This window comes from Glycomyces sp. TRM65418 (assembly GCF_019710475.1).
Lineage (GTDB): Bacteria > Actinomycetota > Actinomycetes > Mycobacteriales > Micromonosporaceae > Glycomyces.
The window spans coordinates 112,137-137,125 of the sequence record NZ_JAJFAX010000009.1; the positions used below are offsets into that span (position 1 = coordinate 112,137).

Consider the following 24,989-nt stretch of genomic DNA (forward strand, 5'->3'; position numbering starts at 1 on the left):
GTCGTCGCCGGGGAACTCCCTGGTGAGGCCGTCACCGCCGGACCGGGGCGGCGTTGTCCGAATGCCGAACTCCTCGTCGCCGCGCCGATCGGCGGCGAGGTCGCGAAAGGTGCAATGCAATGGGGATGACCGGACCAGCCGACATCGCGAACTCCACGGAACCGAAGGACGTGGTGCGCCGCCAGTATCTGGCATCGGCCTCGGGAGACCTGGCCGCGCTCCAGGCCACCCTCGCCCCCGACGTCGAGTGGACCGAGATGGCCGGATTCCCGCTCGGGGGCACGTACCGGACGCCCGAGGGCGTGACCGAGAACGTCATGGAACCGCTCGCCGCCGCCTGGGAGGGCTGGACCGCGCACGACGACACCTACATCGCCCAAGGCGAAGACGTCGTCGTCCTGGCCCGGTACACCGCCCGCAACAGGACCACCGGCAGGGACATCAACGTCCGCGTCGCCCATCACTTCACCGTCAGGGGCGGTCTGATCGTCCGCTTCGAGCAGTTCGCGGACACCGCGAAGGTCCGCGACGCCATGGCCTGAGCGCCGCCCGGAAGTCCGCCACGACGACGATCGCAGGTCGCGATGCGGCGTCGTGGCGTCCGCGGGCCGTTGCGCGCCGGACCGGTCCTTCGACGGCAGAGGGGCCTGACGAGGTCGCGGCGTGCAGTGGGACCGGCTGAGGTCCATGCCGGCCGATCCGGCGCCTGAAACCGACCGGTCCGAGAGCGACCATGACCGGGCGGCACCGCCCCGTCAGGCGGCCGGATCCTCGGGCGGACGGCCGGTCATCACGGTCCAGAGCGTGCGGCGGAGCGCGGTCTGGTCGGCTTCGGGAACGACGCTCAGATGCTCGGCGACGGCCTCCTCGCGGGCCCGCGTCACGACGTCGGCGAGGTCCATGCCCCGTTCGGTGGCGACCGGGAGGCGCACGCGCCGGTCGGTCGGAGACAGTTCGCGGACCACGAGACCCTGGCGCTCCAGGCGGTCCACGATGGCCATCAGCGTCGACTTGTCGATGCACAGCGCCTGCGACAGCTCGTACTGCGTGCGGCGCTCGCCGTCGCCGACCGTGGCGAGCACGAGCCAGTCCCGGTGGTCGGCCAGACCCCACTCCCGGCAGACCCGGTCGGAGAGGTCGGTGAGCGCCGCGACGGCCCGGCGCATGAGCCACGTCAAGTCGGCGGTCGCAGGGTCGTCGATCATCCGGCACGGCTTGACGGTCGCGCGACGCGGTTCGGCTGGCACTGGCATGGGTTCATCCTACCAGAGACGCTCCGCGCTCAGATCGTCTTGATTCAGATGATCTGATACCGTCGGTTCGGCACCCGACCGAGCAAGTGAGAAGGCGACCCATGAAGCTGAGCGTCCTCGACGTCATCCCCGTACGGTCCGACCAGCGCTCGGCCGACGCCATCGCCGCGTCCCGCGCGCTCGCGCAGCGCGCCGACGAGCTGGGGTACGAGCGGTACTGGTTCGCCGAGCACCACAACATGCCGATCATCGCCTCGACCAACCCGCCGGTGCTCATCGGCATGATCGCCGCCGCGACGGACCGGATCCGGGTCGGCTCGGGCGGAGTCATGCTGCCCAACCACGCGCCGCTGGTCGTCGCCGAGCAGTTCGCCCTGCTGGAGGCCGCGTTCCCCGGGCGCATCGACCTGGGCATCGGCCGGGCTCCCGGCAGCGATCCGGTGACGGCGTGGGCGTTGCGTCAGAACGCGGGCGACGATCCGGTCGCCCGGTTCTCCAGCGATGTGGACGAGGTCGTCGCACTGACGGGCGGCGCGGGCGTCGCCGTCGCGGTGCGCGGGGGCCGACACGAGTTGCGGGCGACGCCGACCGCGGCTTCCGCTCCCGACGTGTGGCTGCTGGGCTCGTCGGACTTCTCGGCGAAGCTCGCCGCAGAGAAGGGCCTGCCGTACGTGTTCGCGCACCACTTCGCCGGGCAGGACACGGCCGAGGCGCTGAAGCTGTATCGCGACCGGTTCAAGCCCACCGAGGGGTATTCGGAGCCGCGGACGTTCCTCACGGTGAACGCCTCCGTCGCCGAGACCGACGAGGAGGCGCTGCGCCGCACGCTCCCGCAGGCGCTCGCGATGCTGGCGCTGCGCAGCGGCGCCCCGCTGGAGCCGCAGCCGACCATCGAGGACGCCGAGCGGGTCGAGCTGACGGAAGCGCAGGCCACGATCATCGGCGCGATGCGCGCCAAGTGGGTCATCGGCTCGCCCGAGACCGCGAAGGCCCGGCTCGAGGAGCTGCGCGCGCGGTTCGAGGTGGACGAGGTGATGATCAACCCGGTCGCAGGCGTCTACGCGGGCACCGATCCGGCCGCCTCGCCGGCACGCGAGGAGACGCTGCGACTCCTGGCACCACTTGCGGGGTAAGGGAAGCGGGAGAACGCGCAAGCGCCGGCTCGGGCGCTGACGAAAGCCGGTCACGTGCTCGCTTGAGCGGCCGTGCGGTGGACGGGCGAGTCCCCGCTCTCAGGGCCCCGCCGAGAACCGCTCGCGCTCAGCCTTCGCTGACGCGGATCGTGGACTCGACGCGCCTGCGGCCGCGCCGAGAACCGGGTGCCGCACCTTCATGCTCCTGCCATGAACGTCCGCCCGAGACCGCACCCGGCGCGAGCCGTGGACCAAGCGCGTTCGCGGCTTCGCCGAGACCGGCGAGGTCCTCGATCAGCGCTGCACGCTCGGCGTGCACCAGCGGCCGGACGTCGCTTCCCATCGTCACTTCCTCGCTCGATCACGCTCGCCGACAGGTACGACCGCACGAGCGGCGGAACATCACGTCCGTCGAACTCGGCTCATCGTGATCGGCTGTAATACCGCGCACCATTGCCGGTTTCACGTCACAGGAGTGTCGCCCGAATCGGTAGGGTTGGAGGCAGTTCTGGCACCGTTCCAGCGTCGGCGGTGCGCCCCGCCCGCTTACCCGAACGGTTCTGCATGCCTCTCGCCGCCCGCTCGCGCGCTGCCCGTCTCCGTTTCACGCTTCCCCGCCCGATCGCGCCGTTCCTGCGGACCGAGCTGCTCGCCGGTCTCCTGGTCGCCCTCGCACTGATCCCCGAGGCCATCGCGTTCTCGATCATCGCCGGCGTCGACCCCCGCGTCGGATTGTTCGCGTCGTTCATCATGGCCTGCTCGATCGCGTTCCTCGGCGGACGCCCGGCCATGATCTCCGCCGCCACCGGCGCCATGGCCCTGGTCGTCGCCCCCCTGGTCGCCTCCCACGGCGTCGGCTACCTCATCGCCGCCACACTCCTCGCGGGCGCCGTCCAGCTCGGAGTGGCGTTCACCGGGATCGTCAAGCTCATGCGGTTCATCCCCCGCAGTGTGCTGACCGGGTTCATCAACGCCCTCGCGATCCTCATCTTCATGGCGCAGCTCCCCCACTTCGTGGACGAAGGCTGGGTCGTGTGGACGATGGTCGCCGTCGGCCTCGCGATCATCTGGGGCCTGCCGTACCTGACGAAGGCGGTGCCGTCGCCGCTCATCGCGATCGTCGCCCTCACCGCCGTCACCGTGGCGTTCGGCATCGCCGTCCCGAACGTCGGCGACATGGGCGAGCTGCCCTCGGGTCTGCCCGGCCTCGTGCTGCCCGACGTGCCGTTCAACCTCGACACGCTCGGCGTGATCGCGCCGTACGCGATCGGCCTGGCCGCGGTCGGCCTCCTCGAATCCCTGATGACCGCCAAGGTCGTCGACGACGCCACCGACACCGGTTCGAACAAGACCCGTGAAGCCGCGGGCCAGGGCATCGGCAACATCCTCGTCGGCTGCTTCGGCGGCATGGCCGGCTGCGCGATGATCGGCCAGACGATGATCAACGTCAAGGCCGGGGCCCGCTCGCGGCTCTCGACCTTCTCGGCCGGGTTCTTCCTGCTCATCCTCATCGTGGTGCTCGGCGACCTGGTGGCGCGGATTCCGATGGCGGCGCTCGTGGCCGTCATGGTCTTCGTGTCCGCGGTGACCTTCGACTGGCACTCGATCCTGCCGAGGACGCTCCGCAAGATGCCGGTCTCCGAGACGATCACCATGGTCGTCACCGTCGCCGTCACCGTCGCCACCCACAACCTCGCCATCGGCGTCCTCGCCGGCGTCATCGTCGCGATGGTCGCCTTCGCCCGCAAGGTCGCCCACCTGGTCGAGGTCACCAGCGTCACCGACCCCGACGGCTCCACCGAGATCTACGCGGTCACCGGACAGCTGTTCTTCGCCTCCTCAAACGACCTCGTCCACTTCTTCGACTACGACGGCGACCCCGACAAGGTCGTCATCGACCTCTCCGACGCGCACGTGTGGGACGCCTCCACCGTCTCCGCGCTCGACGCGGTCGAGGCCAAGTACGCCGCCCGCGGCAAGAAGGTCGAGATCGTCGGCCTCAACCGCCCCAGCGCGAGGCTCCACGGCGAACTCACCGGCACCCTCAGCGGCGGCCACTAGCGCCCGCGTGAATCCACGATCAGGGCCGCAAGCCGGTACCGGCTTGCGGCCCTTCGCCGTCCTCTGCTCGGCTGCGCCCGACGCGGCCGAGCGCGTCGCCTGCCGACGCCGCGAGATCCGTCGCCGCCCGGCTCTCAAGATCGCCTGGGCGTCGGCCTCATCGTCGGCTGGAGCCTGCAGACAGGACGAGCGGGCCGGAAACCGGCCCGCCCCTCCTGACGCTCCACATCACTGATCCGTTAACGCAGCGGCTGCGGCGACGATCGCCTGCTGCCGGCTCGAACGAGTCGTCTCAGCGCACATGTGGCACTCGTGCTCACCGTCGAAGTGGGGGTCGACGGCCCAGCCTTCGGCTTCGGCGGCCGAGCACAGCACGGGCCAGCTCAAGAAGGAATCGTCGTGGCACTGAAACGAGGCTCCGCAGCCGTCGCAGTACAGTTCGTACTCGCTACTGCCATTGATACAGGGGTATATCCGTCCGCTCATGGTCGATCGCTCCGTTCCACCGGCGAACCGGGCCCGGGTCGCGAGCCGGAACCGCCGGAGAAGTTCCTCTGGACACACGAGGTGCCCCGGAACGGACCAATCCAAACGCCACTGTCAGGCCGCCCCCCGGGTGCGGATCAGCCGACCGGGGTGGCGGGCCCCCGGAACGCCGCGCCTCCTGCGCCGGATGGCGGACGTAGGTTCGCAGCAGCTCCCGGTGGCGGCCGAGGTCAGGGACCGCGAGGTGCCGCATCACGGCGGGCTGGGCGATGCAGGCCACGAGGACGTCGCCGGGATAGCTGACGCGGTCGGGGCTGCTCTCGTCCAGCCGGGTCAGCCAGGGTTCGAGCGCGCCGAGGACGGCCCGGCTGACGTGCTCGGCGCAGTCCCGCGGGGCCCGTGAACGCCGGTGGATGCTCGGGTTCCTTCTCGATCGTCTCGGCTATCGTCAGCGTCAGGCCCTGCTCGAACTTGGAGTCGACGACCCAGGCCGGCAGCGGATACCGGGCCTGCAGCGCTTCGGGCATGGCGTGTCACGCGCTTTTCCGCTGGCGGGCGGTCTTCTTCGCTGCTTTCTTGGCGGTGCTCTTCTTCGCCGTCGTCTTGCGCGCGGTCGCCTTCCTGGCGGCCTTCTTCGCCGGCCGCCGCTTGCCCTCCTTCGTCTCGAGGCTCTTCTGCAACGCGTCCATGAGGCCTTCCTTCTTCGCCTCGATGAGGTCTCGCAGGGCCTCCTGGTAGGCGTCGCTGTACTCCTCGGGACGGAAGTCGCCGGTCATGGCGTCGATGAGGGTGGCGGCCACCTGGAGCTCGGTCTTCTCGGCTTCGCCGTCCAGGCCGCTGACCTCGGGTGGGAGGATCTCGTCAGGCCACATCATCGTGTGGAGCACGAGCACCTCGTCGCGGGGCTGGAGCGCGGCGAGGGTCTCCCGCCGCCGCAACGTGACCCGCACGACGGCGATCTTGCCGGAGCCGAGCAGCGCCTCGCGCAAGAGCACGTAGGGCTTGGACGCGCCTTTGCCGGGCTCGGCGTAATACGACTTCTCGTAGTAGATCGGGTCGATCTGCCGGCTCTCGACGAACTGCACGACCTCGATCGTCTTCGAGGAGCTCACCGGGAGGTCGGCGAGGTCGTCCTCGTCGATGAGGACCAGCTCGCCGTCCTCGGTCACGAGGCCGCGGACGACGTCCTCGGGTTCCACGGCCTCGTCGTCGAGTTCGCAGACCTTCCGGTAGCGGATCCTGCCGCCGTCGGCCGCGTGGTACTGGTGCAGGCCGATGTCGTGGCTGTCCGTCGCAGCGCGCAGGCTCACCGGGATGGACACCATCCCGAATGCGATCACACCGTTCCAGAGCACTGGCATGACCACAGCATGCCACTGTCAGTGGTCACTCATGATCCATACGTGATCATTCGTCACCACAACCTCATGCGCACCTCTCGCCGGGAGGTTCCAGCGCGGGAACATCGGTCCTGCTGGAACGCCATGCGCAGGCAGGGGCTGCTCGGGCCCTGTACGCCCCGGCCTCTTGTTGCGCGCCGACCTGACGGGCGCTCCCCCGTGCGGGGGAGGCGGTCGGCTCGCTCGGGGGAGGGCCGCGCTCGTCCGCGGCCATAGGTTCGGTCCATGCGAAACTCCATACGTATCCGTCAGGCCACTCCCGCCGCCGCCCGGTTGACCGGCCTGGCCGGCTGGTCCCTCATCGTCGTCGCCGTGCTCCACATTGTCGCGTTCATCCCGCTGGCGCCGTGGGGCGAATGGATCGACGGAAGCCTGCGGTCGGGTGACGCCGACCCCGATTCGGTCGCGGTCTTCTGGGCCCTGCCCGGCGGCATCGCGATACCCGCGGTGCTGACGGGCCTGCTCATGATCCGCTTCGGCAGGCAGGGCCAGCGCGTCCCGCTCGCCTTCGGGATCGCGCTGATCGCCTGGGTCGCGGTCTGCGTGTGGCTCATCGGCCCGAGCGGATTCATGGCGGTCCTGGTGACGGGCGGTCTCCTCATCGCCGCCGCTTCGACCGACCGCCGCAAAGGGGAAGTCCCCGTTGACACCGGCACTCGCGGGCGGGTCTCCGGAGCGGCATAAGCCACCGCACGCGCTCATCGCGGGTCTTCGGTCGTGATGCAGGCGGCCATGCGGGCGGCGCCGAGTGCTCCGGGGCCGGCCACTCGGATGTCGGGTTCGGGGAGAGCCGCGGTCAAGCGCGAACGGACGCCTTCCCGGATGCGTTCGCATTCGCGGAGGATGCTGCCCGACAGGACGATCGGGCCGGTGCGGTCCCCGGCGCGGGCGTGCATCGCGATCCGGGCGAGGTGATCGGCGGCGCCGTCGAGGATCGCGATCGCCTGCCGGTCCCCCGCTCGCGCGAACCGGTCGACCAGCCGCGCGAGTTCGGCCAGGCGCATGAGCGGGCTCCGATACACGGCTTGGGCGAAGTCGTCCGCGGTCACGGCGTCGAGGCCGGTGATGGCGTTGACGACCGCATGCATCAGCGGTGTCGGGGGCGCTGACTCCTGGAGTCGCTCGGCGGTCATGGCCGCGGCACTGCGGCCGATCCAGAAGCCCGAACCATGGTCGCCGAGGAGCCAGCCGAGTCCGTCGCTCACCCGGGTGATGCGGTCGTCCTCGATCTGCGCGGCGGCCGAGCCGGTGCCCGCGATCAGCACCGTGCCTCGGCGGTCGTCGGTGCCCGCGGCGAAGGCGACCACGGCGTCGCCGACCGGATGGACGCGGCAGCGCAGCCCGATGCCGTCCCAGACGGTTTGGAACGCCGCCGCGGTCTCGGCGTCGTCGAAGTCGCTCACTCCGGCGATGCCCATGACGCCGGCTCGGACCCGGTCGGAGTCGAGGCCGGTCAGGGCGGCCCGCGCCGCGACCGCCACCTGCTCGGCGGCCGCGGCAGGGCCGATCGTGATCGGGTTGCCTCCTCCGGCCTCGCCTCGGCCCAGCACGCCCCCGTTCAGGTCCGTGACGACGGCTCGGGAGGCCGTGCCGCCGACGTCCAAGCCCAGCACCAGTGGTTCCATGCGTTCTCCCAAGCGAAGCGGGTACGCCGTTCCCGGCGTACCCGCAGCTTAAGGCGGCCCGGTCAGCAGGCGCCCAGGTCGGTCCATTGCGGGGTCCATCCGGGTTCGGAGCCCTGGGTCCACCACTCGGCCCGCCACAGGTGCGGTCCGTCGCCGGACTTGGGGCCGAACGGGTCGCCGTTGGCGCTCCGCTCGTGGACCACGACATCGCCTGCGGTGTAGACGGACGCGTGGGCCCAGTCGACGGCGGTGTCGCACTCCTCGCCGCCCGTGGGCGGGTCGGTCGGTTCTTCGGTCGGCGGGTCGGTCGGCTCGCCGGTGGTCGGCGGGTCGGTCGGGGTCGGGCAGTCGCCGCCGCCGGAGCCCACGGTGTCCGTGTGGGCGACGCCGTCGCCGCGGTAACCGGCCACGAGGCGGTTCACCTCGGTCGGGGTGAGCACCTCGTCGGCGCTGTGGAACAGGTAGTCGACCTGCTGGTGGTAGACGCTCATGCCGCTCGTGTGGCCGGCGGTGTCGATGAACCAGAGGTTGAAGTTGATCGACATGGGCGTCTCGGGGTAGTACTTGCCGCTGTGGTCGGCGACGAGCTGCCCGTCGATGTAGTACTTGACGTGCCCGTCGGCGACGGTGAACATCAGGTCGTGCCAGCCCGCGAAGCTCTCGCGCTGGGAGGTGTGGACGTTGTCGGCGACCCACGGCTCGTTCTGGTAGGTCTCCCAGGTGGTCTGGTAGAAGATGGGCCCCTGCTCGCCCCACCCGCCGTTGGGCAGGTACTCGAAGTCGATCTCGCCGTAGTCCGGGTCCATGGGCGCGTCGAGCGGGGTGATCGTGAAGAACGTCTCGACGAGGCGGTCCCCGTCGGTGCCGCTCACGGGCGCGTCGGCGAACTTGACGCGGGCGGCGTAGGTGCCCTCGTAGAACTTGCGCTCGTGGAACAGCTCGGCGTGGCTGGTGCCGCCGGCGGTGCCGTCGGTCGCGGCCCGCAGCTGCAGGGTGCTCGCACCGTCCACGGTGGGGAACGAGATGTTGGAGGCGGGCCAGGCCGCGCCGGGCACGCCCGGTCCGCCGGTGTTGGTGCGGACGGTCCAGCCGCGCGCGTCGAGGTTCGGGTCGCTGGATGAGGCGTAGGCGAAGTCGTCGAAGAGGGCCTCTTCGCAGACGGGGTCGGCGGCGGCTGCGGTCATGTTGGTGATGCTGAATGCGGTGGCGGCGGCCGCCGCGGCTGCGGCGGTGGCGAGGGCCGCGATGCGGCGTGTGGAGGATTTCGTGCGGGTGGACATGTCGAGCTCCCTTTCCGATAGAACTCGTTACCGGACCGCCCCGGCCGTGAGGCCGGAGCGGATCTGTCGTTGGAACAGGACGTAGGCGGCCAGCACCGGGAGGATCGCGATGATCAGCCCGGCGAACAGGCCGCTGAAGTCGCTGCGGTAGCCCTGGCTGACCGCGAGCGCGGCCAGCCCCTGTGCCAGGACGTAGCGGTCGGGATCGGGGTTGAGGACCAGCGGCAGCAGATACTGGTTCCACAGGCCGAGGAAGTTGAAGATGCCGACGCTCACCATGCCGGGGCGGGCCATCGGCAGCATGACCTTGAAGAACGCGGACGTGTGCGAGCAGCCGTCGAGGAAGGCCGCCTCGGCGACGGCGGTGGGCAGGCCGCGGAAGAACGCGTGCAGGAAGAACACCGTGAACGGCAGGGCGTACGCGGCGTACACGAGGATCAGCCCGTGATAGGTGCCGAGCATGCCGAGCTGGTCGACGACGAAGAACAGCGGGACGAGGGCGAGGAACACCGGGAAGAGCATCCCCGCGACGAGCGTGTAGTAGATGACGCGGTTGCCGGGGAACCGGTAGCGGGCCAGGCAGTAGGCGGTGAGCGCGCCGAGGAGCATGACCAGGACGAGCGCCCCGCCGACGACGATGAGCGTGTTGAGCAGGTAGCGGCCGATCGAGGCCTCCTGCCAGGCGCGGGCCCAGTTGTCCCACCGGAGTTCGTCCGGCAGCGACCAGGGGCTCGCGAAGATCTCGGCGTCGGTCTTGAGGGAGGACAGGACCGCCCAGGCCAGCGGCAGGGTGACCAGCGCGGCCCAGCCGAGCAGGACGACGTGCAGCAGGGATTCGGTGGCTTTGGTCCTCATGCGACCTCCACTCGCTCGCGGCGCGTCGCCCGCAGCGCTACCGCGGTCAGCGTGAGGGTGAGGAAGAACAGGGTCACGCCCATGGCCGAGGCGTAGCCGAACTCCCCGTAGGTGAACGCGGCCCGGTAGAGCGTGAGGCCGATGACCTCGGTCGAGTTGTTCGGACCGCCGGGGCCGACGGTCATGATCTGGACCAGCGCGAAGCCGTCGAGCGCGAGGATGCCGAGGTAGACGTAGGCGACCTGGACGGTGTCCCACACGAACGGCAGTGTGATGCGCCGGAAGGTGGCGAGGCGTCCGGCGCCGTCGAGCCTGGCCGCCTCCAGGACGTCGCGCGGGATGGATTCCATCGCGGCGGCGAACAGGACGACGTAGAAGCCGACGGCGGCCCAGATCATGACGGCCATGACGGCCGGGAGCGCCCAGGCCGGCTCGGCCAGCCAGGACCGGGTGAAGGAGCCGAGCCCGACCGCTTCGAGCACGCCGTTGAGGAGGCCGTTGTTGGGGGTGAAGACGAACTGGAACAGCACCCCGAGGATCGCGACCGACAGCAGCTGCGGGAAGAAGTAGACGATGCGGTACGCCCGGGAGCCGCGGATACCGCCGCGCTGGTCGGAGCGGCCCATGGTGAGCATGGCGGCGAAGAACAGCGCCAGGACGATGGTGATCAGCGGCACGACCAGGAGCATCAGGCCGTTGTTGCGCAGCGCCGAGAGGAACAGGTCGTCGCTCCACAGTGACGTGAAGTTCTCGAATCCCACGGCGCCCGCCTGCCCGGACAGGCCGTTCCAGTCGGTGAAGGCCAGGTAGAACGCCTGCGCGTACGGGGAGACGACGAACACCCCGTACAGCAGGAGCGGTGCCGCCAGCGCGCCGATCAGGAAGCGGTTCTTGCCGTGCCGCATGACGCCCGCCCGTCAGCGCTCGTACTTGGTGACGGAGTCGTCGGCGGCCACGTCGTCGGCGGCGCTCTGGATGCGGTCGGCCCAGGCTTCGGGGTCGACGCGTCCGGCCAGCAGCTCGCCGGTGGCGTCGTCGACGGCCTTCGCGAGCGGGGCGTACCAGGTGCGGTACTTGTAGCCGAACACGTGCTCGCCGGCGGCTTCGACGGCGTCGGCGACGGAGGCGAGGCCGGTGCTCATCTCGACGCCGTCGGTCGCGCCGCGGACGACGGGGAGGGCCTTGGCGGTCTCGGCGAAGCCGCGGGCGACGTCGAGGGAGAACAGGCAGCGCAGGTAGTCGAGTCCGCCGCGCGGGTTGGCGGCCTGGGCGGGGACGAGGAAGGACTCGCTGCTGGAGCCTTGCAGGGCGCCGAAGGGCATCGCGTCCGAGGCGGTCAGGTCGGGAACGGGGGCCATGACCATGTCGAAGCCTTCGGGGGTCACGCCCTGCTGTTCGCCTTCGAGCCAGGAGCCGCAGGGGATGAAGGCGGCTTCGCCGTTGCTCCAGGCGTTCTGGGCCTCGGTGTGGGAGAGGGCCTCGGATCCGGCCATGATGTGGCCGCCGGTGACGAGCCGGTGGATGCCGTCGGCGGCGGTGAGCATGGCGTCCTGCTGCCAGGCGCCGGGTTCGAGGTTGTCGATCGCCTTGACGAGCTCCATGCCGCCGACCTTGGCGGCGAGGGACTGCAGCGGGTCCACCATGTACTCGGGGTATTTGCCCTGCCAGGTCCACGGGGCGATCCCGGCCTGCTTGATCTCCTCGCAGAGGGCGAGCATGTCGTCCCAGGTCCGGGGGTAGGCCCAGCCGTGGGACTCGAACAGGGAGGTCGAGTACCAGAGGCCCCACAGCACCGAGGAGTAGTTGAGGAACACGACCTCGCCGTCGAGGGTGCCGTCTTCGACGACGCCGGGGAGGAGGGTGTCGCGGACGGGGACGGCGGGATCGTCGAGGCTGGGGGCGTCGAGGAGTTCGGCGAGGTCGTGGAGCTGGCCGGAGGCGGCGAGCTGGGCGATGTCGAGTCGTCCGGCGCCGGTGTTGTCGACGACGTCCGGCGGTTCGCCGGCGACGAAGCGCGGTTGGAGGGTCTCGCCGACGCGTTGGACGCCCTGGTGGTCGACGGCGGCGTCGGGGTGGCGAGCCTCGTAGACCTCGGCGGCGTGCTCGGTGTAGGCCTGGCCGTAGCCGCCGTTGAACATGACGACTTCGAGGTCGGCGTCCTCGGGGACGCCGAGCGGGTTGTCGTCGGTGACGTCGCCGGAGGCGCTCTCGGCGTCGTCGGAGCCGCCGGCGGTGACGCAGCCGGAGAGCAGTCCGGCCGCTCCGGCGGCGGCGCCGCCGCGCAGCAGGGTGCGGCGGGTGGGCGTGGTGCGGGGGTGCGGCAGGGTCATGAGGGGCCTCTTCTTCGATGTGTCAGGCGGTGCGGCGGATGCGTCCGACGTACCGCGCTTCGAGGGACTGGTTGTGCTCGTCGCCGCCGGCGATGTTGGCGGACAGGTAGATCGGGGGATTCTGTCCTTTGTCGACGAATCGTTGGGCGATCTCGGCGCCGATCATCTGGGCGAGGACGGCGGCGGTGACGGAGGAGACCGCGCCGACCGCGCCGCCGCCGGGCAGCGGGAGGGCGGCGTCGCCGTAGGGCGCGCCGTTGTCGAGGACGACGTCGGCGATCTCGGACAGGCGCTTCCCGGAGGGGTGCCGGGAGGCGGACTTGGCGCTGTGGTCGAGGGAGGTGAAGGCGATGAGCCGATGGCCGCGTTCCTTGACCTGGAGCGCGAGTTCGACGACGACGCCGTTGATGCCGGAGTTGGAGGCGATGACGAAGACGTCGGCCGGGTGCAGGGGCGCGGATTCGAGGATTCGGTGGGCGGTCTCGGGTTTGCGTTCGAGGAACGGGTCTTCGAGGACGTCGCGGGGCTGGTCGCCGTGGAGGACGATGTCGCGCATGGCGATCCGGTTGGACGGCACGAGACCGCCGGCGCGTCCGGCGAGCTCCATGGCGAGGGCCTCGGAGTGGCCGGATCCGAACGCCTGGAGGATGCCGCCTTCGTCGAGGCTCGTGGCGATGAGGTCGGCGGCCTGCCGGACCCCCGGGAGCTGGTCCCGGCCGACCCGCTGCACGGTCTCGGTGATCAGTTCCAGATAGGACTCGGCGGTGATGCGCGGGTGTGCCTCGGTCATTCCTGCTCCTTGGATCGGTTGCGGCGGGGGCGTCCCGGTTCGTCGGCGAAGCGGTGCGCCTGCACGGCGCGGGCGGTCACTTCGAAGGCCTCGGTGGTGCGCTCGAAGGTGCGCTGCGCGACCGCGACGTAGATGAGGTCGAGGACGAGCAGCTGGGAGTGCAGCGCGGAGAGGGCGGCGAGGCGGAACGTCGTCTCGTGGACGGCGGTCGTGAGGACCACGTCGGCGGCCTCGGCCATGGGCGAGCGGGCGAAGGAGGTGACCGCGACGGCCAGCGCGCCTTGGTCGCGGGCCTCGGCGAGGACCTCGACGCCCTCGCGGGTGCGGCCCGAATGGGACAGTCCGATGGCGACGTCGCCGCTGCGGAGCAGGGCGGCGTTGGTGAGCGCGGAGTGGGCGTCGGAGCGGAACCAGCAGGGGACGCGGATGCGTTCGAGGCGGAAGGCCATCTCGCGGGCGGCGGTGCCGCTGCTGCCGAGGCCGAACAGCTCGACCCGCTCGGCGGCGGCGACGGCCTCGGCGACCCGGCCGACCAGGTCGAGGTCCAGTTGGGACGCGGTCTCCTGGATGGCGCGGGAGTCGGCGCCGGCGACGACGCCGAGGACCTGGTCGAGGGAGTCGCCGGGTTCGATCTCCTTGTCGATGTCGGTCTCCCAGCGGGCCTGGGCGACGCGGCCGTTCTCCGCGGCGAGCGCGACCCGGAGCGCGGCGTAGCCGGGGAAGCCGAGCGTGCGGCAGAACCGGGTGACGGTGGCGGTGGAGGTGCCGGCGCGTTCGGCGAGGTCGACGATCGAGGCCTTCGCGGCGGTGTCGGGGTCGTCGAGGATCGTCGCGGCGACGCGCTGCAACGCGTCGGGCAGTGTCGGCTGCTCCATCCGGAGCCGCCCGATCACACCTTGGTTCCCCATCGAATCCCTCACCATAATAATTTTCATCCCTGGATGCTTATGATGAAAATTACGTTCGACGGACGCAGAAGTCAAGGTACTTTCCAGATAAATTTCACGGCGGAAGCCCCTCGAGCCCCTTGCCGAGGCGCCCTCGCACGTCCGGCCCTTCGGGGCCGACACCACCGCGTTCGCCGTCGGCAACCCTCTGGGCCTTCGAGTCGGAGCCGTTCCGTCAGACCGTATCGGTCGGGGCCCTCTTCGACAGGACGCTGCGGAACGGCCGGTCGCGCCGACCTGCCCCGCCCGTTTGACCGCAGGTCGACGCGGGCATGTCTCGGACATGCCGAATCGCGAGTTCCGCAACCGGGGCGCCAGGTCAGAGGAGGCCTCCGCGGCATCGATCGTTCGCTCCGAGGCCCTCCCCGTCACCGACGGCCTGCCCGACGACCAGACCTGGCTCGACCTGGTGGGCGACGCGCGGTTCGTCCTCCTCGGCGAGGCCTCGCACGGCAGCGCGGAGTGCTACTCCGCCCGGGAGCACCTGACGCGGCGGCTCATCGAAGAGCAGGGCTTCTGCGCCGTCGCCGTGGAGGCCGACTGGCCCGACGCCTACCGCGTCAACCGGTACGTGCGCGGCGAGGGCCGGCCCGACAGCGCCGACGACGCGTTGAGCGGCTTCGAGCGGTTCCCGGTGTGGATGTGGCGCAACACGAGCGTGCTGCGGTTCGCCGAATGGCTCCGCGTCCGCAACGACCGCCACGAGGGCGAGGAGCACGCGAAGGCCGGCTTCTACGGGCTCGACCTGTACAGCCTCCACCGGTCCGTCCGGGAGGTCATCGCCTACTTGGAGGGCGTCGATCCGGAAGCGGCGGCACGCGCCAGAGCGCGCTACGCCTGCTTCGACCACAGCGGGCGCGAGGACGGCCAGGCCTACGGTTACGCGGCGGCGTTCGGCGCCGGGGAATCATGTCAGGAGCAGGTGCTCGAGCAGCTGCTCGACCTCCAGCGGCACGGGCTCGAGGCGGCTCGGCGCGACGGCCTGCTCGCCGAGGACGACCGCTTCTACGCTGAGCGCAATGCGCAGACCGTCCTGGCGGCCGAGGAGTACTACCGGTCGATGTTCGGTGATTCGGTCGCCTCGTGGAACCTGCGCGACACCCACATGGTCGAGACCCTCGACGCGCTCGCCGAGCATCTGAGCGAACAGCGCGGCGAGCCCGCGAAGATCGTGGTGTGGGCGCACAACTCCCACCTCGGCGACGCCCGGGCGACCGAACTGGGCCGAGGCGGTGAGCTGAACGTCGGGCAGGTGATGCGCGAACGGCATCCGGGCGAATGCCGCCTGATCGGCTTCACCACCTACACCGGCACGGTGACCGCCGCCGACGACTGGGGCGGCCCCGCGCTGCGGAAACAGGTCAGGCCCGGCCTGCCCGGCAGCGTTGAGGAGCTGTTCCACCAGGTCGGACGGAAGGCGTTCCTGCTCCGGTTCGACCAGGCGCAGCGGGCCGCCGAGGTGCTGCGCGAGGAGCGGCTGGAACGCGCCATCGGCGTCATCTACCGCCCCGACACCGAGCGGCACAGCCACTACTTCCACGCCAGGGTCGCCGACCAGTTCGACGCGATCGTCCACATCGATGAGACGCAGGCGGTCGAGCCACTGGAGCGGACCGCGCACTGGGACCAGGACGAGCCACCCGAAACTTATCCGTTCGAGGTGTGAGCCACCGAGACAGTGCGGGGCCCACCAGGAGCCGTTGACGGCGTCCCCAACCGATCCGGTCTCGGCCCCGCGCAAGCGGACCAGACTGCGCCGCTCGGGGGTTCACCGCCCGCCGGCGCGCCTCGCCAAACCGATCAGCCCCCACTATAGACACTCGCTCCGTGGGCGGTCGCCGTTCAACGAGCACCACGGTGACGCCTGGCAACGATCGGGGGCATGGACGCGGCCCCGGAGGCCGGTGCTTCAGGCGGTGCGGTTCCTGCGGCGCAGCCACCACAGGATCTGCAGCAGTGCGCCGAGTGCGGGCAGGCCCAGGAAGGCCCAGGCGAACAGCTCGTCCTTCGTCACCCAGTCGATGCCCGGGTAGTAGGAGGTCTCAGAGGAGAGCACGCGCAGTCCGATCCCGATGACCACGCAGGCGAGGGCGGCCGACCCGTACGCGATCCTCCTGCCCGGGAGCGGGATCGCGGCGGCGATGAACACCGCCGCGGCGCCGAGGTAGATGAGCATGAATTCGAGCGGCGCGGGCCCGTCGTTGGCGATCATGTAGGCCAGCACGGTGATGTAGAGCGCGATGGCCCCGCTCAGCAGTGCGCCGCCTTCGGCGAGGTAGGTGTCGAGGCGCGGACGCGGCATCCGCCACGCGGTCCACAGCAGCCACGGCGCGGGCAGCGCCAGCAACGCGATGAGCACTGCTGTCGTCCCTTGGCCCACGAAGAGCCAGCAGAGGAGGGCCAGGAACCAGGCGACTGGCGCCGCAACCCAGGTCACGATGGACTTGGCGGTTCCGGGGCGGTCGATGGTGTTCGATGCGCTGTTCATAGGACCAGTCTCGCAACCGTGCGCAATCACCCAGCTACCGGATTCGTGCCATCGTTGTAGAGTACCTACAAAGAATGCGCCGTCAATGCCGCTACACCCCCGGTATTTTCTAGGTTCTCGCCAAACGGATCACCGGGCTGCGGCACCGCGGCTACCGGGCTTTCCAAGCCCGTAGTCGACTACCGGACCTGAGAACCATCGCGAGGCCGGCTACCGGCACCGTTGCCAGCCCCTGAAGAGCAAGTTCGGGCAGTCGGTGACCGACTGCCCGAACATGAACCGTATTCACTTTTAGCAGTATCTTGTCGGGACGACAGGATTTGAACCTGCGACCCCCCCGTCCCAAACGGGGTGCGCTACCAAGCTGCGCCACGTCCCGATCTCACCACCACAAAAGCGGCCTCAGCCAGGGTACAGCACGAGCGCCTCAAAACACCGCCAGGTATTCGGACTGTCTCCGACCCCTTCCGAGCCTAAGACCGCAACCTGACCTGCGTGAACGGCATCCCACTACTTCCTCCAGGGAGGTGACGGCACAGGTTCGGAAGCGCTGGCAAAGCCTTAAGCCGGCTCAGTGTGGGCAGCGTCGTACTTGGTGATCACCTCATCCGAGAGCTTCCCTCGAACCTCGACCGGCAGGCGATGCTCCTCACCCCAGGGGCGGATGGCGCGATTTCGCTCCTTGCCGCCTCGGTTCGGCGCACTCTTCGCCGCCGCCGGCGCGGCGCCCGAGGCGGCAGGCCACCGGCATTCGACGCCGACCGCTGCAAGGACCGCTCCACCATCGAGCGCACCATCGGCCGCCTCAAACAACACCGCTCCCTCGCCACCAGGTACGACAAACTCGCCGTCCGCTACCTCGCGACCGTCCAAGTCGCCATCATCACCAACCGGCTCCGCGACTTACCAAACACGGCCTAGGCGGATTGCAGTACTCGCAATCGGCGTGGAGCGCGCAGTCGTGCGCACGGCGGGCCGGGCCGCTGACCACTCGTTGCCAGTTTCGGAACGCGTCGGCTATTTCACCCGGGGCAAAGCGCTCGTCGCTGTTCTCGAGCCGCACGACGGCGTCCTGGAGGGCACTTGAGGCGCCCGGATTTCTGGGGAAGTCCCGCCTGCTCCACGAGTAGCGACGGCGGCGGGCTTGCGATGCGCGTACTCGCGCGCGGCCTACGCGGCATCGCCCTTTCTATTGTCGCTCATGGCGACCATTATGCTGCGCACCGCATGTCGCTCGCAAGGACGGTCCGGGTGATCCCGGGAAGCGCCCGCGCCGCGACGTGCGGCCGGTCTGCGAAAAAGCCACCGGAGCAAGCGGAACCGCTCTGCAGCGCCGCCGACCCGACGGAAACCTCACGCGGGCAAAGAGGTGCGGCCCGGGTCGTTGACCTCGACACCGGGCCGCCATGTGCCACATAGTCGCCGCTGCGTTCCCTACCGGTAGCCGTTGAGTCTACTGCTAGCATCGCGCTCTACCATTGAACTACCGCCCCATGTGGTGGGGCGGGAGGGATTCGAACCCCCAACATCGATGTCCCAGAGGAACTACTCGCGGAACGCCGCCGCGTGGCGAATGCTGAATCTCGAGCGAGAGTCTCAAGTTTAGCGGTGAACGTGCGCCCACGACTGCGGGGCTAAATTCCGCAGGGGACCCAATTGTTCCCGCGTTCTACTAGGACTGAATCTCAGTTTCAGCGTTCGGCGCTTTTGGGGCGCCGTCCCTGTCGCTCAAACAGGGAGTCTGGGTGCGTCTATTCGCCGAGCAGGTAGCCGAAGACCTTGTCGCCGATCTTCTCGTCGACGACCTCGGTCCCGTTGGCCTCCTCCCGGGCGAACTTGACGGCGATCTGGAGCTTCTCGAGCCGCTCCGCGAGCTGCGCGACCCGCTTGGCCGGCGCCGCGCCCGAGAACTTCACGGTGGTCCAGTAGCCCACCGGGATGTCCTCGTAGTACACGTCGACCTGCGCCGGGTGCTCCTCGGTCGCCTCGGCCTTGACGTGGTTACGCGGGACCTTCTTGGCCCGCTGCGTCTTCACCGGATCGGTGGCGTAGCAGTCCGCCGCGTCGTTGAACGTCCACGACTCGGCCGCGTCCAGCACGGGCAGCGCCTTCACGAACGCCTGCAGCTCGCCTACCTGCTTCTCCAGGAACAGCAGGTAGGTGACGGGGACGTCTGCGAGGAGCACTTCGCCGTCGATGACGACGTCCGCCGCAGCGATCGCGTTGGTGCGGTCCTTGGTCGCGGTGACGTCGAAGAGCCGGGTCATCGCCGCCGAGACCTCGCGCAGCTGCTCCTCGACCCGCCGCTGCACCTTGGTCGACTCGGGCGGCAGCTGTTCGCCGTCCTCGTCCTTGGGCTGGTAGGTCCGGGAGATGCCCGACAGGAGCGGCGCTTTGCCGAGCTCACGTCCGGCATCGCCGATCACGCGCGCGGCCTTCGCCTTGACGCTCTTCTCGATCGCGATGATCTGGTTCAACTTGGTCACGGGGCAACCCTCACTTTCGAGCTACACCATAGACACCGCCCGCCACAACCGCCAACTCGTTAACCGCGCGCGCTGAACGAATCCCGTTCCGCGGCTGCGGAAGCCGTGCACTAGCGGTCGCACCGGGGTTCCATGTGCAACCTCACGGAAGGCGTCAGCCCTCAGTCGTTCGGTGTCACATACTCCGCGAAGACCAACTTTCACGGATGGAGCACTAAGAGCGTGTCTCAGCTGGTGGGTTCGGGTGCGGGTTGCTTCGCGGAGGCCGGGTGGGTGTAGCTGCGTTGCACGCCGACTGGGCGGAACCCGAAGGCGTGGTAGAGGTGCTTTGGGGTGTCGTCGGCTTCGGCGCCGATCATGATCGATCCGGCACCTCGAGCCCGGGCCCGGGCCACGGCGTGGCGCAGCATCTGCGTGGCGGTTCCCATGCCCCGCTGGCGGGGGTGGACGAATACATCCTCGATGACGCCGATGCCCTCCCCGCTCACCCATACCGCGATCGTCGAGACCGTCGCTCCGTCGCGCTCGGCGAGGAGGTAGTCCACCCCCGGCCCGAGTGCGCGGCGCAGATCGACGGCCGCACGGGTCTGCTCCAGTGGCCGTGCCGGCACGCCGTGGCGGGCGTCCTCTTCAAGGTGGTCAATGCGGAACAGGTGCTCGATCGCCTGCCAGTCGGCGTCGCCCTCAGCCGCCCGCGTGTCGAGGCCGTGTGGTTCGGGGATGGTGGTGGTGGCCGGCAGTGCGAGAAGGAGCAGGTGCTCGACAGTCCAGTCGGCGAGGGCGACAGCGGCTTCGACCGGGGGCGGGGTGTCGGTGTCGATGACCAGCCGTGCGGGCAAGGCGGTGCTGTGGTCCGTCACAATGGCCGACGCGGCTGCCCTGTCGCGGACCCGGGTGATGAAGTTGCCCAGCGCATGGCCCGGTGCGGTCGGGTGGTGGACGATCTCGAATCCTGCCTGTGCGCTGATGCTCGCCCCGAGCGACCAGAATGCCGTCGCAGTGCGTTCGAACAGCGATGATTCCGTCAAGTCGTGGGCATGAGAGTTCATTCGCTCGATGGTAGTGCGACACCGCATGCCTCAGAGCTGCGCAGTGAGAGCTTGCCGCAGTTGGTGAGTTTCTTGTAGCAGGTGATGGCTGCGGCGAGGGCGAGGAATGCGGCGAAGAGGTGGCCGTGGCGTTCGTATCGGAGGGTGAGGCGGCGGTAGCCGCCGAGCCAGGCGATGGTGCGTTCGATCGCCCACCGGTGGCGGCCGAGTCTGGCTGAGGATTCGATGCCGCGGCGGACGATGCGGTCGCCGATACGCCGCTCGCGCAGGGCCCAGTGGCAGTCGGGGATGTCGTAGGCCTTGTCCGCGTGGAGCTTCGCAGGCTTGCGGCGCCGGGGCCCGCGCCGGGACCGGATCTTGGGGATGCCCTGCACCAGCGGCTCCAAGGCCTGTGAGTCGTGAAGATTGGCCGCTGAAATACCCAATGCGAGTGGCAGGCCGTTCCGGTCGGTGAGGACGTGGATCTTCGAGCCCGCCTTACCTCGATCGACCGGGTTTGGGCCGGTCAGCGATCCCCCTTTTTAGCGCGCATACTCGCGGCGTCGACGATCGCCCGCGACCAGTCGATCTCCCCGGCGGCGCCGAGCCGGTCGAGTACGGCCCGGTGGAGTTTCGCCCATAGCGCGGCTTCGGACCACTCGGTGAAGCGCCGGTGCGCGGTCTGGTGCGAGACGCCGAAGTCCGGCGGCAGATGCCGCCACGCGCACCTGCTGGTCAGCACGAACACGATCGCACAGAACACCGCCCGGTCATCGGCCCGCGGGATCCCACCGCCTTGGACGCGTTTCGGCGAAGCCGGTATCAACGGCTCGACGATCTCCCAGAGCCCATCGGGTACAAGACGTTTGGCGAACTCATCCACATGCGAATAATTCCACATGCCTTGCGCGCCAACTGAGATGCGCTTTGATTCTCATATCAATAGTTTCGGATCAACAAGTGAGGTTTCAATGTCGAATTCGCCGGAGTAGCCGTACTACATTTACCACCCTGGAACGGTCCGCTTCTTCTCCGAAACATCGACGCAGCGCCTCATTAACGAGATGCTCTAGTTCTGAATCGCCAATCTTTGAGATATCTCCGTTCACGGGGGCAAGCAGGACTATCAACTCTCGAACAACGTCCGAGTATTCGTTCGGATTTCCCGGATAAACCACCTCCATCGGGTCAGCAGTCTCCAGGCTTGTCGAGAGATCCGAATAGGCCTGCGGAAACCGCCGCCGCAGAACCTGCTGTACCAATTTCTCTGCGCCATCTATTAGCTGCCAGAAAGGCTCACTCAAGGGTCCTTCATCATCTCGCTCAGTCATCGAGCCTCCAGGATCGTCTCGAAAACGGCATTGCCGTTGGACTTGATTTGATAGACAGCATACCCACTGGTGCCGATCGACACCAGCACACGATGACTACGCGCACTGTCCGGGATCGTCCCCTCAGGGAATCCTGATTCCTCGATCTGCTTACTCAAATCACGAACCGCCTGGCGCGCGTCACTAATACTCGAAAAACCACCGCGCTCAGCCCGAGGCAAGTCGATATGACCCATGTTACTGTTCACGACTTTTGTCGGAACGTCGCCCGCTCCGGGGACGCAGGGTAGATCCTCATTATGAACCAGGACCGACGCGGAACCGGCAAGTACATAGTAGGTGCGGTGCGGACAAGGCCTACGACATCCCTGACTGCCACCGGACACTGCGTGAACGGCGTATCGGTGATCGCATCGCCCGCCGCGGCATCGAATCCTCAGCCAGACTCGGCCGCCACCGCTGGGCGATCGAACGCACCATCGCCTGGCTCGGCGGCTATCGCCGCCTGACCCTCCGATACGAACGCCACGGCCACCTCTTCGCCGCATTCCTCGCCCTCGCCGCAGCCATCACCTGCTACAAGAAACTCACCAACTGAGACACGCTCTAAGGGCTGTCCCGGAAGTGCTTTTGGTGGGAGGTGAAGGATCAGCGAGTCGCTGAGCGTGCGGTTGTATGGGCAGGTTCAGGCGTCGGTGTGCGACCGTGCATTCTTGTCTGCCAAGACGACGGCGCAGAGGTTCCACGTCATGCCTATGAGGAAGGCGACGAGCGGGACGCCTTCCAGGTACCCGAAACCGCAGAGCCCCAGTGAGCCGAGTGCGGCCACCGGCGCTAGAGCGTACAGAGCGGCGGTTCGCAGGTGGAGGGCACGAGCCAGCACCGGGCCGATGACCATTGCAGTCACAGGGGCTACGAGCAATCCGACGAGCGCGGGCTCGTATCCCTCCCAGATGCTCTCGGGCTTAGAAGAGGATCCGGACGCGTTCCAGAAGGGCAGGAACACCAGGGCGATAGTCAGCGCTTGTGCTACCCAGATCCCGAGCGCGGCGACGAACGCTGCCTTGCCGGTCCGTGTAGGGCGTTGTTCGTCTTCTGTCACAACAGAACACTACCGCGGTCAGCCGATGCCGACCGGCTCGCAGCGAGCTGCGACGGGTGTCCAGGTCCTGGTGGCGCGCATGGGATCATGCCTGCGTGGTGGGTGTGATCAGCGCGGCGGACGAGTCGAAGAACTACCGTTACTCCACCAACCACCAGGTCGTCATCGACGCCGATACCCAACTCGTGGTCGTCGTCGGCACGCCCCTGCCCGGGGAACCGCAACGACTCCAAGGCGTTCGGCGAGTCCGGCGTTGACGAGGCGACCCGCCCCGCCACTGTCATCGCCGATGGGGGCTACCCGGGCACCAGGGCGGTCATCCCTCCCGCCGCAAGAAGAAAGACGAGCCACTGGCGGGACGGAAAGAGGCGCACAACGCCCCGCACCGCCACGTAAGGGCACGGGTCGAGCACACCTTCGCGAAATCGAAGCGCTGGAACGTGCTGCGCGACTGCCGTCTCCGCGGAGACGGATCAGCCGAGGCCATGGCTGGCATCGCCCGGCTCTACAACCTCACTCTCGGCAGCTGACCCGCCCCCGACCGGCAGGAACTCAGTCTTCGGTCATACGCCCAGAACCACTTCCGGGCCAGCCCTTAGGCACAGCGATACGAGTCGGATGCGTGTGGCTGAACGCTGTCCCGTAAGTTGACCGGACATCATTGTCTCCCAGGCATGTTCAATCACCTGGGCCGAGGACACTCGGTTCCTTCGGGACTGATCGGTCGATACCATCGATTCCACCCCTGGACTGCCTCCAGATCGGACCGATGATGGCTCAAGAGGACTCGGCTGACGGACCCGCACCGGTTCGGCCGGGCGACCTGGGGCGCCGACTGCGCGTTCACCGGCAGCATCGCGGTACGGCCGCTCCCATCGTCCTCGCCTCAGGGGCGGCTACGTTCATCCTGCTCCTCCTACCCGCAGGCCTGGACGCGCTTGACGTCTTGCGGTGGGCGGCCGTGCTCATTCCGCTCGGCATGGCCTCCAACCGCCGCGCGCCTGTCCCCGGACCCCACGGCAGACTGCGGATCCCCGTCTACGAGCGCGGCGTTCGCGTGGAACCCGAATGCGGGCGACCCACCGTGGTGGACCCGGTCACCATCGTCACCGTCACCGGAGCCGCCTACCAACGCGGTCGCCCAAGCCCGCGACACGGTGGACCGACAAACACCACCGCACGACGGAGGACACACCGATTAACGCGTTCAGCGCCCGCAGCTCGCTCAAGCGTGTCCTCGTCAACGGTGACACCTCCAGGGCGCCGTCCTGGGCGCGCATGGTTACCGCCGGAGTGGTCGCCCTGGCGCTTGCGGGGGGCTACCTGTGGCGGTTCCCTCCATCGCCTGCCGCGATGCCCGAGAACCTCGGGCATCTGGAGCGGTTCTGCTCGGACGCGGACCGGGTCTTCTCAGAGTCGCCCCGGATATCACCGCCGGAAGTCCGAACCGGTCGAAGTCCGCGTCCAGAAACGAGACGACCTCGGCGACCGCCGCGCCCCGCAGTGTGAGGACGTCGAGCCCCGCGGGGATGTGGACGGACCTGACCGCATCCCACCGGTACGTGCCGAAGGCGAGCTGCCCGTTGGCCCGCGTCGGCAGGAACCGCCACGGGCCCGCCGTCACCGCATCGAGCGGGAAGGAACCGATGGCATCGCGACCGGTAAACCATTCGGGCAGCGGCGGCATCGAGTACTTGGCGTCCTCGGTCAGCATCGCGACGATGGCCGCCACGTCACCGCGCTCCCATGCGGCCGCGTACCGGCCGGCCGGCTCGCGCACGGCGGCGTCGCCCAGCAACCGCAGGGCCGCCTGCTGACTCGTGTCGTCGCGAAGCGGGTCGAGCGCCTTGCGGGCGCGCTGCAGTGCGCTGTTGACCGGGGCGACCGTGGTGTCCCGCTGATCCGCCACCTCACGTGCCGAAAATCCGACGGCCTCGCGTAGGACCAGGACAGCAAGCTGCCGCGGCCCCAGCCATTGGAGTGCGGCGACGAACGCCGTCTCGACGCTCTCCCACTCGAGCAGGCGGTCTTCGGGCCCCGGCGGCATGTCCTCGAACCGGCCCAGTGCTCGCCACGCGCGCACCATCACTTCTTGGACGACGTCGTCGGCATCGTCGACCGACCCGAGCATGCGATAGCAGTACGCTTGCAGCTCAACACGGAAGAGCCCGGCCAGCTCCCCGATGGTGGCGGGATCGCCCACGCGCGCGGCCTCCAGCAGCCGCGCCCGACTCCTCCCATGACATCCTGTACCCCCATGCAGCAGTCCACGAAAACTGAACGGTCGCGGCGGCGCCGCCAAGCCGTGCCTCCGGCAGGGTCCGCGGACGCGACCCGATCCCGAAGCATCGGCACCGAACCGTTCGGTATGGACTTCGATGACGAGGCGTGTGG

General features: G+C 68.8%; 22 protein-coding genes, 1 tRNA gene and 4 pseudogenes. 8 read left to right on the forward strand and 19 right to left on the reverse strand.

The window, feature by feature from the left end; all coding sequences use genetic code 11:
• The first annotated feature begins 119 nt into the window (after positions 1-119).
• Positions 120-542 (forward strand): nuclear transport factor 2 family protein, encoded by a 423-nt coding sequence (locus tag K3N28_RS18850; RefSeq protein ID WP_374209830.1) that lies wholly within the window; start codon positions 120-122, stop codon positions 540-542.
• 213 nt (positions 543-755) lie between these two features.
• Here K3N28_RS18850 and K3N28_RS18855 read toward each other — a convergent pair whose 3' ends face one another.
• Positions 756-1,253, reverse strand: a complete 498-nt coding sequence (locus tag K3N28_RS18855; protein ID WP_228094302.1) for a MarR family winged helix-turn-helix transcriptional regulator — start codon at positions 1,251-1,253, stop codon at positions 756-758.
• A gap of 101 nt (positions 1,254-1,354) precedes the next feature.
• On the opposite strand from K3N28_RS18855, the gene K3N28_RS18860 reads away from it, so the two are divergent.
• Entirely contained in the window at positions 1,355-2,386 is a 1,032-nt protein-coding gene (locus K3N28_RS18860; RefSeq protein ID WP_228094303.1) for an LLM class flavin-dependent oxidoreductase, read from the forward strand.
• A gap of 127 nt (positions 2,387-2,513) precedes the next feature.
• Here K3N28_RS18860 and K3N28_RS18865 read toward each other — a convergent pair whose 3' ends face one another.
• Positions 2,514-2,729 carry a hypothetical protein gene (locus tag K3N28_RS18865; RefSeq protein ID WP_228094304.1) on the reverse strand — a complete coding sequence of 72 codons (216 nt, stop codon included), beginning with the start codon at positions 2,727-2,729 and terminating at the stop codon, positions 2,514-2,516.
• A gap of 221 nt (positions 2,730-2,950) precedes the next feature.
• Here K3N28_RS18865 and K3N28_RS18870 point away from each other — a divergent pair, with 221 nt between their 5' ends.
• Positions 2,951-4,447 (forward strand): SulP family inorganic anion transporter, encoded by a 1,497-nt coding sequence (locus K3N28_RS18870; RefSeq protein ID WP_228094305.1) that lies wholly within the window; start codon positions 2,951-2,953, stop codon positions 4,445-4,447.
• 1,019 nt (positions 4,448-5,466) lie between these two features.
• On the opposite strand, the gene K3N28_RS18875 is transcribed toward K3N28_RS18870, so the two are convergent.
• Positions 5,467-6,294: a Ku protein gene (locus K3N28_RS18875; RefSeq protein ID WP_228094306.1), complete on the reverse strand. Its 828-nt coding sequence runs from the start codon at positions 6,292-6,294 to the stop codon at positions 5,467-5,469.
• Positions 6,295-6,558: 264 nt separating this feature from the next.
• Between K3N28_RS18875 and K3N28_RS18880 the strand changes: the two genes are divergently transcribed.
• Entirely contained in the window at positions 6,559-7,017 is a 459-nt protein-coding gene (locus K3N28_RS18880; protein WP_228094307.1) for a DUF6463 family protein, read from the forward strand.
• 14 nt (positions 7,018-7,031) lie between these two features.
• On the opposite strand, the gene K3N28_RS18885 is transcribed toward K3N28_RS18880, so the two are convergent.
• The 7 genes from K3N28_RS18885 to K3N28_RS18915 all read right to left on the reverse strand — a co-directional run bounded on the left by K3N28_RS18885 (position 7,032) and on the right by K3N28_RS18915 (position 14,121).
• The gene (locus K3N28_RS18885; RefSeq protein ID WP_228094308.1) at positions 7,032-7,958 is read right to left on the reverse strand and encodes an N-acetylglucosamine kinase; all 927 of its coding nucleotides are present in this window, start codon (positions 7,956-7,958) and stop codon (positions 7,032-7,034) included.
• Positions 7,959-8,020: 62 nt separating this feature from the next.
• Positions 8,021-9,238 (reverse strand): family 16 glycosylhydrolase, encoded by a 1,218-nt coding sequence (locus K3N28_RS18890; RefSeq protein ID WP_228094309.1) that lies wholly within the window; start codon positions 9,236-9,238, stop codon positions 8,021-8,023.
• A 27-nt stretch (positions 9,239-9,265) separates the two neighbouring features.
• Positions 9,266-10,093, reverse strand: coding sequence for a carbohydrate ABC transporter permease (locus K3N28_RS18895; RefSeq protein ID WP_228094310.1), 828 nt, complete (start codon positions 10,091-10,093; stop codon positions 9,266-9,268).
• Complete coding sequence (locus K3N28_RS18900; RefSeq protein ID WP_228094311.1) at positions 10,090-10,998, reverse strand: carbohydrate ABC transporter permease; 909 nt, start codon at positions 10,996-10,998, stop codon at positions 10,090-10,092. The genes K3N28_RS18895 and K3N28_RS18900 overlap by 4 nt, the downstream gene beginning before the upstream one ends.
• 12 nt (positions 10,999-11,010) lie before the next feature.
• On the reverse strand, positions 11,011-12,423 hold the full coding sequence (gene ngcE, locus K3N28_RS18905) for an N-acetylglucosamine/diacetylchitobiose ABC transporter substrate-binding protein (protein WP_228094312.1): 1,413 nt from the start codon (positions 12,421-12,423) through the stop codon (positions 11,011-11,013).
• Positions 12,424-12,445: 22 nt separating this feature from the next.
• Entirely contained in the window at positions 12,446-13,213 is a 768-nt protein-coding gene (locus K3N28_RS18910) for a sugar isomerase domain-containing protein (RefSeq protein WP_228094313.1), read from the reverse strand.
• Positions 13,210-14,121: a MurR/RpiR family transcriptional regulator gene (locus tag K3N28_RS18915; protein ID WP_228094314.1), complete on the reverse strand. Its 912-nt coding sequence runs from the start codon at positions 14,119-14,121 to the stop codon at positions 13,210-13,212. Before K3N28_RS18915 ends, K3N28_RS18910 begins: the two co-directional genes overlap by 4 nt.
• 322 nt (positions 14,122-14,443) lie before the next feature.
• Here K3N28_RS18915 and K3N28_RS18920 point away from each other — a divergent pair, with 322 nt between their 5' ends.
• Positions 14,444-15,826, forward strand: coding sequence for an erythromycin esterase family protein (locus K3N28_RS18920; RefSeq protein WP_228094315.1), 1,383 nt, complete (start codon positions 14,444-14,446; stop codon positions 15,824-15,826).
• A gap of 243 nt (positions 15,827-16,069) precedes the next feature.
• Here the strand turns inward: K3N28_RS18920 and K3N28_RS18925 are convergent, their stop codons facing one another.
• From K3N28_RS18925 to K3N28_RS18935, 3 genes are all read right to left on the reverse strand, one after another.
• Complete coding sequence (locus K3N28_RS18925) at positions 16,070-16,648, reverse strand: hypothetical protein (RefSeq protein ID WP_228094316.1); 579 nt, start codon at positions 16,646-16,648, stop codon at positions 16,070-16,072.
• Between the two features lie 305 nt (positions 16,649-16,953).
• Positions 16,954-17,027 (reverse strand) — tRNA-Pro (locus tag K3N28_RS18930).
• A gap of 182 nt (positions 17,028-17,209) precedes the next feature.
• Positions 17,210-17,464, reverse strand: coding sequence for a histone-like nucleoid-structuring protein Lsr2 (locus K3N28_RS18935; protein ID WP_228094391.1), 255 nt, complete (start codon positions 17,462-17,464; stop codon positions 17,210-17,212).
• On the opposite strand from K3N28_RS18935, the pseudogene K3N28_RS18940 reads away from it, so the two are divergent.
• A pseudogene (locus tag K3N28_RS18940) lies at positions 17,417-17,569 on the forward strand (IS5/IS1182 family transposase); the annotation flags it as partial. The gene K3N28_RS18935 and the pseudogene K3N28_RS18940 overlap by 48 nt on opposite strands.
• Before the next feature lie 830 nt (positions 17,570-18,399).
• Here K3N28_RS18940 and K3N28_RS18945 read toward each other — a convergent pair.
• The 4 genes from K3N28_RS18945 to K3N28_RS18960 form a co-directional block, all read right to left on the reverse strand.
• Positions 18,400-19,134: a hypothetical protein gene (locus K3N28_RS18945; protein WP_228094317.1), complete on the reverse strand. Its 735-nt coding sequence runs from the start codon at positions 19,132-19,134 to the stop codon at positions 18,400-18,402.
• Between the two features lie 227 nt (positions 19,135-19,361).
• Complete coding sequence (locus K3N28_RS18950) at positions 19,362-20,183, reverse strand: N-acetyltransferase (RefSeq protein ID WP_228094318.1); 822 nt, start codon at positions 20,181-20,183, stop codon at positions 19,362-19,364.
• Positions 20,180-21,063, reverse strand: a protein-coding gene (locus K3N28_RS18955; protein WP_374209831.1) for an IS5 family transposase whose coding sequence is annotated in 2 segments (ribosomal slippage) — positions 20,180-20,704 and positions 20,707-21,063 — 882 coding nt in all. Because the reading frame shifts where the segments join, the coding sequence is not laid out codon by codon here. Before K3N28_RS18955 ends, K3N28_RS18950 begins: the two co-directional genes overlap by 4 nt.
• Positions 21,064-21,489: 426 nt before the next feature.
• Positions 21,490-21,741 carry a hypothetical protein gene (locus K3N28_RS18960; protein WP_228094320.1) on the reverse strand — a complete coding sequence of 84 codons (252 nt, stop codon included), beginning with the start codon at positions 21,739-21,741 and terminating at the stop codon, positions 21,490-21,492.
• A gap of 35 nt (positions 21,742-21,776) precedes the next feature.
• Between K3N28_RS18960 and K3N28_RS18965 the strand changes: the two are divergent.
• Positions 21,777-22,091, forward strand: a pseudogene (locus tag K3N28_RS18965) (transposase); the annotation flags it as partial.
• Positions 22,092-22,178: 87 nt separating this feature from the next.
• Here the strand turns inward: K3N28_RS18965 and K3N28_RS18970 are convergent.
• The gene (locus tag K3N28_RS18970; RefSeq protein ID WP_228094322.1) at positions 22,179-22,595 is read right to left on the reverse strand and encodes a hypothetical protein; all 417 of its coding nucleotides are present in this window, start codon (positions 22,593-22,595) and stop codon (positions 22,179-22,181) included.
• A 116-nt stretch (positions 22,596-22,711) separates the two neighbouring features.
• On the opposite strand from K3N28_RS18970, the pseudogene K3N28_RS18975 reads away from it, so the two are divergent.
• Positions 22,712-23,125: pseudogene (locus K3N28_RS18975) on the forward strand (transposase); the annotation flags it as partial.
• 905 nt (positions 23,126-24,030) lie between these two features.
• Here the strand turns inward: K3N28_RS18975 and K3N28_RS18980 are convergent.
• Positions 24,031-24,858, reverse strand: a pseudogene (locus tag K3N28_RS18980) (sigma factor); the annotation flags it as partial.
• Between the last annotated feature and the right edge of the window lie 131 nt (positions 24,859-24,989).

Excerpts from the sequence above, each read along its gene's own strand:
- K3N28_RS18870 (WP_228094305.1), top strand. The coding sequence starts at position 2,951 with ATGCCTCTCGCCGCCCGCTCGCGCGCTGCCCGTCTCCGTTTCACGCTT.
- K3N28_RS18850 (WP_374209830.1), top strand. The coding sequence starts at position 120 with ATGGGGATGACCGGACCAGCCGACATCGCGAACTCCACGGAACCGAAG.
- K3N28_RS18860 (WP_228094303.1), top strand. The coding sequence starts at position 1,355 with ATGAAGCTGAGCGTCCTCGACGTCATCCCCGTACGGTCCGACCAGCGC.
- ngcE (WP_228094312.1), bottom strand. The coding sequence starts at position 12,423 with ATGACCCTGCCGCACCCCCGCACCACGCCCACCCGCCGCACCCTGCTG.
- K3N28_RS18885 (WP_228094308.1), bottom strand. The coding sequence starts at position 7,958 with ATGGAACCACTGGTGCTGGGCTTGGACGTCGGCGGCACGGCCTCCCGA.
- K3N28_RS18900 (WP_228094311.1), bottom strand. The coding sequence starts at position 10,998 with ATGCGGCACGGCAAGAACCGCTTCCTGATCGGCGCGCTGGCGGCACCG.
- K3N28_RS18915 (WP_228094314.1), bottom strand. The coding sequence starts at position 14,121 with ATGGGGAACCAAGGTGTGATCGGGCGGCTCCGGATGGAGCAGCCGACA.
- K3N28_RS18910 (WP_228094313.1), bottom strand. The coding sequence starts at position 13,213 with ATGACCGAGGCACACCCGCGCATCACCGCCGAGTCCTATCTGGAACTG.
- K3N28_RS18950 (WP_228094318.1), bottom strand. The coding sequence starts at position 20,183 with ATGAACTCTCATGCCCACGACTTGACGGAATCATCGCTGTTCGAACGC.
- K3N28_RS18855 (WP_228094302.1), bottom strand. The coding sequence starts at position 1,253 with ATGCCAGTGCCAGCCGAACCGCGTCGCGCGACCGTCAAGCCGTGCCGG.
- K3N28_RS18865 (WP_228094304.1), bottom strand. The coding sequence starts at position 2,729 with ATGGGAAGCGACGTCCGGCCGCTGGTGCACGCCGAGCGTGCAGCGCTG.
- K3N28_RS18880 (WP_228094307.1), top strand. The coding sequence starts at position 6,559 with ATGCGAAACTCCATACGTATCCGTCAGGCCACTCCCGCCGCCGCCCGG.
- K3N28_RS18925 (WP_228094316.1), bottom strand. The coding sequence starts at position 16,648 with ATGAACAGCGCATCGAACACCATCGACCGCCCCGGAACCGCCAAGTCC.
- K3N28_RS18895 (WP_228094310.1), bottom strand. The coding sequence starts at position 10,093 with ATGAGGACCAAAGCCACCGAATCCCTGCTGCACGTCGTCCTGCTCGGC.
- K3N28_RS18875 (WP_228094306.1), bottom strand. The coding sequence starts at position 6,294 with ATGCCAGTGCTCTGGAACGGTGTGATCGCATTCGGGATGGTGTCCATC.
- K3N28_RS18920 (WP_228094315.1), top strand. The coding sequence starts at position 14,444 with ATGCCGAATCGCGAGTTCCGCAACCGGGGCGCCAGGTCAGAGGAGGCC.
- K3N28_RS18890 (WP_228094309.1), bottom strand. The coding sequence starts at position 9,238 with ATGTCCACCCGCACGAAATCCTCCACACGCCGCATCGCGGCCCTCGCC.